General features: G+C 36.4%; 8 protein-coding genes. 4 read left to right on the top strand and 4 right to left on the bottom strand.

From position 1 onward, the window contains the following. Positions 1-65: 65 nt before the first annotated feature. The gene (locus Xhom_RS21155; RefSeq protein WP_169928499.1) at positions 66-731 is read right to left on the bottom strand and encodes a bactofilin family protein; all 666 of its coding nucleotides are present in this window, start codon (positions 729-731) and stop codon (positions 66-68) included. Between the two features lie 1,257 nt (positions 732-1,988). On the opposite strand from Xhom_RS21155, the gene Xhom_RS21160 reads away from it, so the two are divergent. Continuing rightward, a complete protein-coding gene (locus Xhom_RS21160; protein ID WP_069318364.1) occupies positions 1,989-2,807 on the top strand; it encodes a helix-turn-helix transcriptional regulator in 819 nt (272 codons plus the stop codon). Between the two features lie 524 nt (positions 2,808-3,331). Here the strand turns inward: Xhom_RS21160 and Xhom_RS21165 are convergent. Continuing rightward, positions 3,332-4,012 (bottom strand): epoxyqueuosine reductase QueH, encoded by a 681-nt coding sequence (locus tag Xhom_RS21165; RefSeq protein ID WP_069318363.1) that lies wholly within the window; start codon positions 4,010-4,012, stop codon positions 3,332-3,334. A gap of 120 nt (positions 4,013-4,132) precedes the next feature. After that, positions 4,133-4,882 carry an SDR family oxidoreductase gene (locus Xhom_RS21170; RefSeq protein ID WP_069318362.1) on the bottom strand — a complete coding sequence of 250 codons (750 nt, stop codon included), beginning with the start codon at positions 4,880-4,882 and terminating at the stop codon, positions 4,133-4,135. 384 nt (positions 4,883-5,266) lie between these two features. On the opposite strand from Xhom_RS21170, the gene Xhom_RS21175 reads away from it, so the two are divergent. Both Xhom_RS21175 and Xhom_RS21180 read left to right on the top strand, forming a co-directional pair. Continuing rightward, a complete protein-coding gene (locus Xhom_RS21175) occupies positions 5,267-6,874 on the top strand; it encodes an AMP-binding protein (protein ID WP_069318361.1) in 1,608 nt (535 codons plus the stop codon). A gap of 550 nt (positions 6,875-7,424) precedes the next feature. Then, positions 7,425-7,988 (top strand): AidA/PixA family protein, encoded by a 564-nt coding sequence (locus tag Xhom_RS21180; protein ID WP_069318360.1) that lies wholly within the window; start codon positions 7,425-7,427, stop codon positions 7,986-7,988. A gap of 115 nt (positions 7,989-8,103) precedes the next feature. Here the strand turns inward: Xhom_RS21180 and cobS are convergent, their stop codons facing one another. Continuing rightward, the gene (gene cobS / locus Xhom_RS21185) at positions 8,104-8,868 is read right to left on the bottom strand and encodes an adenosylcobinamide-GDP ribazoletransferase (protein WP_069318359.1); all 765 of its coding nucleotides are present in this window, start codon (positions 8,866-8,868) and stop codon (positions 8,104-8,106) included. 284 nt (positions 8,869-9,152) lie between these two features. On the opposite strand from cobS, the gene Xhom_RS21190 reads away from it, so the two are divergent. After that, positions 9,153-9,425, top strand: a complete 273-nt coding sequence (locus Xhom_RS21190) for a tRNA-binding protein (RefSeq protein ID WP_069318358.1) — start codon at positions 9,153-9,155, stop codon at positions 9,423-9,425. Positions 9,426-9,511 lie beyond the last annotated feature (86 nt).

Below are 9,511 nucleotides of genomic sequence, written 5' to 3' on the forward strand. Positions count from 1 at the left end.
AACTGCCGGAAAATTATACATATTTCCCGGCAGCCATGTATGAAATTCTATTCTACGAGCGAATATCAAGCGCTATTTTTAGCTTTGGATTTGTCTCCTTGATTATCCTTAATGGAAACCACTCGCTCCACTTCTGGTTTTTTCTTATTCTCAACTTGTTCAGATTGACCAACAAACAGGCCACCACGTCGAATAGACATGCTTCCGCAACGGCTAATTCCGCGTAATTCTCCGTGTTCGAGAATATCCAAGGTTTCCGCACAACACGTCCCTTCTACATGACCATCAATGATAATTTCAGGTGCATTAAGTTCACCTTCAATTTTTCCGGCATGCATAATACGAATAGCGCCCCCCTTCACATGAATATTACCAATGACTTTTCCCCAAACCTGAATATCGCCTTCCATCTCAATATCGCCTTTGAATATTGAGTTTTTTGCAATAATAGTGTTAGGACGAGTATCAGCACTCGGGACTTTTTTCTCTTCTGTCTGTATAGGGGTAATTGGTGTAGTCACGCTGGTAACGGGTGTCTCTGTTTTTTTTCCAAACATAGCTTTTATTCTCAGTTTCATATTTGTAAAGTAAAACGCTAAGGCTAAAAAAGATAAAATTGCTGTTATGGCACAACCAAGACGAGCACCATACATATATAAACCTAAAGCAATGATCCAAAGGAGCCATGTACTGTATAAAAAAGCATTATCTGAAAAACGATACTTTTCCATATCTTTCTCATTTCTGTAGTCTGTTCTTATATTTCATCAACAAATATATCTATAAATACCCCCTTCATCTTTCGAGTCGCGCGTTCTGTTGGATACGCAACAACTTGAAATCTATCGGGTATATGCCTTAGCGGATAAAGGTAATGGCTGTGAAAACATATCCTAGCATTCTATAAGTATAAAAAACAATCTACTAAGCTATTACAGAGGGATTTATTGCGTTATTACACGGATAAAGTCGATATTTTAGTTTAACCATCTGAATTATAAATAGATTATTTCAAATTTGCAGACATGACTAAATAAGATATAGTGTTCTAACAACACGTGGTCACGTTATATCCCCTTCATCTTTCAAGTTGCCGCTTTGTTGGCTGTAACTTGAAATCTATTTAGCATAATTATTTGAATAAATATTCTTTGCCACCAATCTACTTTTACTGAATTTGATACAGATAATTAACACCTGATTAACATTATAAAACCGAGAATTACACACCACAGCCAAGATACCTAAATTACACAATCGCTTCTTAGTGACTGATTTACACCTTAATGTTAACTTCCTTGATAGTACACACATCAGAGCCAGATTAGACTCGCTTTAAAATTAAAATCGCAAAACATCCATTTTGTTAACTTTTTACACTCACACTAATATCCATTAAAAAAATGGATGAAATCACAATTTTAAAATAATTACTCAATCATAGACATTTAATATTTATTTATTATGTTAAAAATCATCTCCTTGCTGGAGTCAGCATCATATTAAAGATCAAAAAAATCAAAGAGTAATCGTAAAAATACGACCTATATTCACTACCCCTGAAAACCTATCAGAGTAAGTAGCTCAATAGGCTAAAACATAAATATCCAGACATGATTACAATAATCATTTTCCTTTAATGCAATTACATAAAGATTAAACAATGCAAGATAAAAAATAAACAAATCATAAATAAATTGTTTTAATCACAAAAAGAGGTATGAAAAATAAATTCATATCACAAATTTTTACACTTAAACCTAACACAAATATTTATTTATCTATATAATGCTGAAAATGAGTTAATTGATGTTACGCATGAAGTTTTAAGATCTTTCTATACCATTTTGCTCTGGACTCGACTTTATCAACATAGTTCGAGTGCCATAGGCAGAGTCTTTTCGACATCTATTAATTAATAAAATAAATACACCATGCACTCATCAAAAAAAATGATTACTCATGATACGGAAAATTAGGAGTATTAAATGAAAAGGACGTCGGACTTAAATCAAAAGAGTATTTGTACTCTTCAATTAACTATGCCTGATTTCAATATCCTAGAACATAAACAAAGAGGGTTGTATATTCTACTCGATGGTGAAATGATTTGGAAAAATGCTAACAATACTTATCACATCACATTACATGAGATTCTTTTTACCCATCCTGGAAATTATGCAGCCAAAACTAATACGGAAAGTTGTCAGGTTTTATGGCTACCACTAGATAATGAGTTTCTACGCGGTTTTTTAAAACGTTTCGGGTCATTACTGAGTAAAATAGAACGACATGACTTTCCTGCTTATAGATTGATCCCCTTTAATCAATTTCCTTTGCTGGCAGAAAGTATCCTGGGGCTAGCTAGCTTATTGGCTCATGATTCCCCTACGGCTTTGATTCAATTAAGAGTTGAAGAGTTACTACTATTACTTGCCCTGAGTAAACAAGGGTCATTACTAATGTCCGTACTCCGAAAGCTAAGCAACCGTCAGGTGGAGCGTTTGCAAACATTTATGGAAGCATATTATCTCAAGGAATGGAGATTAAATGACTTTGCACGTGAATTCGGTATGGGATTAACTTCCTTCAAAGAACTTTTTAACAGTGTTTATGGTACTTCCCCCAGAGCCTGGATCAGTGAACAGCGTATTTTATACGCACATCAGTTATTATTAAATAGTGAAATGAGTATTGCCGATATTTCATTGGAGTCTGGTTTTTCCAGTCAATCCTACTTCACCCAAAGTTATCGCAGGCGCTTTGGCTGCACGCCTAATCGCGCCAGATATGGCAAAAATTCCTGATTCATTGAATAGCTTATCTTTAGTGTAATGCTCAATAAACCAAAGCTTTTCAGTTTTGTCTAAAAGAAATTTACATCAAACTGAAAAGCCGTAGTTCCGATTTCTGCAATTCCTTAATGCCCAACCAAACTATTATCTATAAAAAATAACCTACAGAACTATCACCTACAATAGTTTTTTTAAATGAGGTTCGAGCCTTATCATAACCGCTTTCAAGTCATTCTCACGCAATTTAAAAATATCGCTTTCTTTATGAAAAACAATGAATAAATTCCTTATATATCATACTGATTTGTTTTTTTATCTATATTTATCAAATAAATTAAATAAAATAAAACATCAATAACAAACCATAAATAAAAATTAATTAATTTGTAAAGACAATTAACAAATTATCCTTAAAAGACAATATTGTTATAAAAATTCAAAAAGATAACTTAGAAAACTACTCTCTGCCTGCAAGCAATATTAAAATAGCATGCAGGCTAGATACTAAAAATGTCAGAAAAAGACTTCGATAAAAATCAATGTGATCCGCTATCTTTTTTCTCGCTATCTGCTTGATAAAAAATAGTGCCCAGTTTTATTCTCTCACGACCTGTGGACAAACGATGCCGATTCGTATCTCTGAGGGAGTAAACACAACCACAATATTCCTGCTGATAGAACTCTTCACGTTTACTGATTTCTATCATGCGGGCAGAGCCTCCACCTTTGCGCCAATTATATTCCCAGTACATTAAGTCAGGATAATGAGACGCGGCGCGAACACCACATTCATTAATTTGTTGCATGTTTTTCCAGCGTGAAATACCAAGTGAGCTAGTAATCACAGGGAAACCATGTTCATGGGCATAAAGGGCTGTCCGCTCGAAACGCATATCAAAGCACATCGTGCAACGGACACCACGTTCAGGCTCGTTCTCCATCCCTTTCGCGCGTTCAAACCAATTATCACGATCATAATCAGCATCAACAAAAGGTATGCCCATTTCCTCCGCAAAACGAATATTCTCATTTTTGCGCAGTTCATATTCTTTTAGGGGATGGATATTCGGATTATAGAAAAATATCGTGAAATCAATTCCTGAAGCCAACATAGCTTCCATTACTTCCCCAGAACATGGTGCACAGCATGAGTGCAGCAGCACTTTATTGTGCCCGTTTGGAAGTGGAAGTGTTTTACGTTCATAGTTCAGTGACATAATAACTTTACCTAATTCAGACAATAAAAAATCAGGAAGAGAACGTCATTTCCCTCCCTGTGTTTATTGGATAGGCATCTTACCCTTTTCTTCTACTTAACAACAATCCTTGAAAGACTATCAATCTTCCTGTACTTCCGGCAGTATTTGCCCACCATCGACGACAATTGTCTGACCAGTAATATACTTCGCTTCATCAGAAGCCAGAAAACAAGCCGCATAACCGATATCTTCCGGCGTTCCCAAAGCCCGCATAGGAGTAGTTTTTTTAACATGGTTGATGAAATCATCACCAAATGCCTGCAAACCTTCGGTCATGATCATACCCGGCATAACGGCATTAATAGTGATACCCTGGCCCGCATATTCCAGCGCCGCACTGCGCATGAACCCCAATTGCCCGGCTTTACTTGCGCCATAGTGGCTATAACCCGACAGGCCTGTTATCTCCCCTGTTATTGATGATGTGATAACAACACGCCCATAATGTTGCTTTTCCATAACCCTCAACGCGGCCTGTACTAAAAAGAATGTCCCCTTAAGATTAACACTATGTACTAAGTCCCAATCTTCAGAAGTCATATCTTTAAGATAATGTTGTGGAAAAATGCCTGCATTGGAACAAAGAATATCGAGCCTGCCATATTTTTCAACAACCTTAGCAATCACATTTTGACAGGCGGATTGATCCGTAACTTCAAGGGGCATAAAATCAACTTTCAGCTCTTTAGCTATTAATTCTCCTTTCACCTTATCAGTACCTGCAATAATGATGGTCGCACCAGCTTGCTTTAAAACACTTGCTATACCTTTACCAATACCTTTCGTTCCTCCTGAAATAAAGGCAATTTTTCCAGCTAAATTAAACATTTTAATTTCCTTTTTTGTCACTAGAGAGAGTATTTTTATTAGATAAAACATAATTTTTCAGTATATTTTTAAATAACCAACCTAGCAACATCAATAAATAAAATTTTAGCATTAAAAAATATAAAACATATACTAAATATAGTATTTAACTTCATAGAAAAACATAAATTAAAACTTCTAAAAACATGACCATGAGATGATTGCTTATTTTTCTATTACCGATTAGCGTTATAAGATATATACCCAATGAGTTTCGAGTTGCAATGCTTATGTCTTGGGAACAAATCCCCGGAAACATAGCTAACTATGTGACCGAGATGAGTGAGCGTAGCCAACAAAGCTGTAACTTGAAAGACGAAGGATATAACATGATGAGGTAAAAATATGACTTTAGACCATTCATTCTTAAGTGAATATACAGGTACAGAATTATCACCACTTTTATTTCTCAAAAGAGCCGCATTAAGCAATAGTAATGATATTGCCATCATCGATGGAAAACATCGTTGGACTTGGCGCCAATATGCTAATCGCTGTGAAAATATTGCTATCTCACTTCAACAAATGGGAGTTAATAAAGGGAGTGTAGTATCTGCTATCTTGCCAAATACTCATGAATTACTTGAATTACATTTTGCAGTTCCTTTAGCGGGTGGCATTCTCAACGCCTTGAGTACGCGAACAGATACAGCAACATTAAATTTTATCTTTGAAAAATTAAGGCCAAAAATATTATTTATTGATAAGGAATATATCTCACTATTAGATAACATCTCTTTCGAGGATCCAATTAAAATAGTTATAGTTGATTCGAACAACTCAACTATCCCAGTATCCAAGCATGGGCTTGAATTCCTTCCCTATGAATCACTGATAACCGGACACGCATCAAAAACTCTATCATTTATCCAAATTGATGAAAAAGAGGCTATCAGTATTAATTCAACTTCCGGTACCAGCGGCCAACCTAAATTAGTCGTTTATTCCCACCGTGGTGCATTTCTTAATGCCATTTCTAATATATTGGATTGGGAAATGCCCAAACACCCGACTTATTTATGGACACTTCCCATGTTTCATTGTAATGGCTGGTGCTTCCCTTGGACTATTGCGGCTCGGGCGGGTACACACATTTGTATGCGAAAATTTGAAGTAGAAGAAGCGATACATCTTATACAGAAGTATAACGTGACGCATTATTGCGGGGCACCGATTATCCATTACTCTTTAAGCAGCCTGGCACAAAAACAAGGAAAACATTTTGGGGGGCGAGTCTATGGCCTTATTGCCGGCGCACCACCAACAGAAATAACGTTTTCTCTATTGGATTCAGTTGGTATCAATGTAACCCATGTCTACGGGCTAACTGAAACTTACGGACCCGTTGTTGTTTGTGAAAATAAACATGAATGGGCAGATCTACCAAAATCAGAAAAAAACTTGAAAAAAATGCGGCAAGGGATAGTCTCCAATTTACAAGGACAGGTTAGCGTTATAGACGAACATAGTAAATTAGACGTTCCTTTTGATGGCAAAACAATCGGAGAAATCGCCATTCGAGGAAATATTGTCGCGTCTTACGATCCTGCCCGACAGATCACACAGGATACCACCAGCCAATGGTTTTACACTGGAGATTTGGCCGTCGTCGATCCTGATGGCTACATCAAAATTGTCGATAGGAAAAAAGATATCATTATTTCTGGTGGTGAAAATATTTCCAGTCTTGAATTGGAAAATGCCCTGTCAAATTACCCCGGTATTCTGGCTGTAGCCATCGTAGCTAAGCCTGATTCATATTGGGGAGAAGTCCCACATGCTTTTATTGAACTCGACAAAAACGCATCAGTGACAGAACAAGAGTTAAATGATTATATTTGTACCGTAGTAGCCAGATATAAACGTCCCAAAGGATATACTTTTTTAACCTTACCCCGGAATGCTAATGGTAAAATTATAAAAGACCGATTAAGAAAACATATCAAAGATTGAATATTAAAACAAACAACAATAAAAAACCTTATGATTAATTAATGTTAAAAATTAAAAAATATTAAAATTAATACCTCTATGTTGTTATCTATCAGGTCATTTTTTATTAGTTACGCTAATTTATCCCAATCACATAATTAGCTGTGTGATTGGGGATTTTATTAGCTATAAAAACAACCATGATTAATTTAAAAAAACAGACCAAACAATAAAACAATAAACACACCCTTTAATAACCATAAAAATGTTGAGCACCACAAAATAAACTAACAAAAAACAAACAGATAAAACTCACCATAAAGTTATAATAACCACACACCAATAAACAATTAAAATAAATATTAATTGTAATAGATATGGAAAAAGAATAATTAAAAAATTCTTTATCATGATAAATTAACACTTCTACAAGATTATTTTTGAGGTTTATACTTTATATTATTTTGTTATTATATAGTCCGTAAGCAGCTTATGATGAAAATTTTGACCCAGTGTTATGTTGGTCGCGTATAAAAATATGCTAATAACGTTAACTAATGAGGGTTCTATAATGAAACATATTGATGTTTTAATCTCAGTAAAAGCTGAAGAGATTATGAATGATTATGGTAAACTTAGCACAGATATAATGTCTCCTGTCCCAATTTATCCTTCAGGAATGCATAAAGAATATGTTCGTGTTTTATCTGAAGATGAAAGTCTTGCATCCGTTGATAAAGACTTAAACATTATGGTTAAAGCCGATATAGATGATGTCATCCGTTGGAATGTCGCAACGCTAAATATTAATTCAATATATTCTGCTGCTGTAATGAAAATCATGCCAATGCACATGAAAACCATGATGCATGATGGCATGGTTAACATGATAGACATGCCTGTGATGAAACACATGATGAAGTTCCTTCCCAGCATTAGCATGCACAGCCCAGTCGATGTCGATATGCAGAAAGTCAAAGATTACTGCTGGGAAGCAAAAATCAATGAACTGCCCGTTGTTGGTCAACTACGCACAATGTACTACCACTGTATCATCGGAATCTACAGAGAAATGTCTTTGATGGGCTATGTTGTTATGGAACCAAGCATCATTTTGAGCAATGATGTGATGTAATCTTAATAATAGAATTAAGGTCGCGCATAGCGCGGCCTTTTTAACGTGATATCATTTTTAAATAACTTGCCGTACAAAGGGAAAATAGGTATCCAACACAACGGAGCCTTCATCATCATTGCCAAATCATTGCCAACAAAAAAATGACCTCTCCAGCCTCAATTGACGCTCCCAGCGTGCCGTCGGTTTGTCCCCCCAAACGATAATTGAAATAGAAAGCCAAACCATAAATGACGAGAAATGTCATCATCATTGCGGACAGGCCTTGCCAATTACCCAAAGCCATTACCAATACCGAACCTCCCAGCAAGGTCAGTATGGTGGAAGAAGACGTAACTTGACCGATATAGTAACTTCCCATACCCATATCTTCATGAGCATAACGTTGCCCATACATCAAAAGTACCACAGCGGCCCGCCCGACAATCGGTGCACATGTCAATAAGGCAAGCAGATGCAAAGGGGGATAATAGGACAGTTCAAACACAGCCAACGTTTTGAGAGAAATACAAAAAATCAACCCTAAACTACCATAAGTACCGAGACGATTATCACGTATCATCTCCCGCATTTTTTCTCTTTTGTGCTTGTGGGCAGTAAAAAGATCGTTACAGGTATTCGCAACCCCGTCTAAATGTAATCCCCCTGTTAGCAGAGCCAATGCCAGTACATAACCAATGGCACCAATATACACCCCTCCACCAAATTGACTGATAGAGATAAAAATTAGGCCAGCCAGTCCGCCAACAATCAGCCCAATCAACGGAAAATTTGGAACACCTCGCCAATACTGACGAAAATGGACACCTCTTGCCCATTTTTCAGGGATAGGAAGTCGTGTCATAAACTGCATTGTGACCCAAAAGAGATTCAGTCTCATTTAACCTTTACTCCAATACCTGAATTCATTAGCCAGACCTCTTTGGCCGCACCCGCCACCAAAAACATAGTGTGATTCCATCACACAAGCCCCGATTACACAACGCACATTTTTCTCTCAGACTTTAGTCGAATCAAGCAAGCAATCGGCATTTAATAACACCTTATTCCCATACAGGCCGACTTTTACAACGTACTGATTATATAGAAAATCACTTAACCCTAGCTATCTCTTCACATTTTTCTTATGCTAAAGAACATAATTTTAATAATTAATTATACCCTATGGAACATGTAAATTTTGAATTGACTACAATTGATAACTTTATGTCACTCGACATCCGCGTTGGCAAAATTATCAAAGTAGAAAAAAACGAAAAAGCCATCAAACCTGCTTATAAACTGTCTATCGATTTTGGTGGTGAACTGGGTGAAAAGCAAAGCTCTGCTCAGATATGCCAAAACTACTCGGAAGAACAATTAATCGGTAAACAAATATTAGCCGTTGTGAACTTTCCACCAAGGCGTGTAGCGGGATTTAAATCGGTCATGTATTAAATAGTTAGTTGTTGTGATATGCTTCCCGCCTTTTAAGGGTAAAGCATGGCCAAAGCTGACGTCTATTGCCGTTATTGTCACAAATC

Source organism: Xenorhabdus hominickii (assembly GCF_002632725.1).
Lineage (GTDB): Bacteria > Pseudomonadota > Gammaproteobacteria > Enterobacterales > Enterobacteriaceae > Xenorhabdus > Xenorhabdus hominickii.

Bases quoted from the DNA above. Each gene is read 5' to 3' on its own strand.
- Xhom_RS21190 (WP_069318358.1), top strand. From the start codon at position 9,153: ATGGAACATGTAAATTTTGAATTGACTACAATTGATAACTTTATGTCA.
- cobS (WP_069318359.1), bottom strand. From the start codon at position 8,868: ATGAGACTGAATCTCTTTTGGGTCACAATGCAGTTTATGACACGACTT.
- Xhom_RS21160 (WP_069318364.1), top strand. From the start codon at position 1,989: ATGAAAAGGACGTCGGACTTAAATCAAAAGAGTATTTGTACTCTTCAA.
- Xhom_RS21170 (WP_069318362.1), bottom strand. From the start codon at position 4,882: ATGTTTAATTTAGCTGGAAAAATTGCCTTTATTTCAGGAGGAACGAAA.
- Xhom_RS21175 (WP_069318361.1), top strand. From the start codon at position 5,267: ATGACTTTAGACCATTCATTCTTAAGTGAATATACAGGTACAGAATTA.
- Xhom_RS21165 (WP_069318363.1), bottom strand. From the start codon at position 4,012: ATGTCACTGAACTATGAACGTAAAACACTTCCACTTCCAAACGGGCAC.
- Xhom_RS21155 (WP_169928499.1), bottom strand. From the start codon at position 731: ATGGAAAAGTATCGTTTTTCAGATAATGCTTTTTTATACAGTACATGG.
- Xhom_RS21180 (WP_069318360.1), top strand. From the start codon at position 7,425: ATGAAACATATTGATGTTTTAATCTCAGTAAAAGCTGAAGAGATTATG.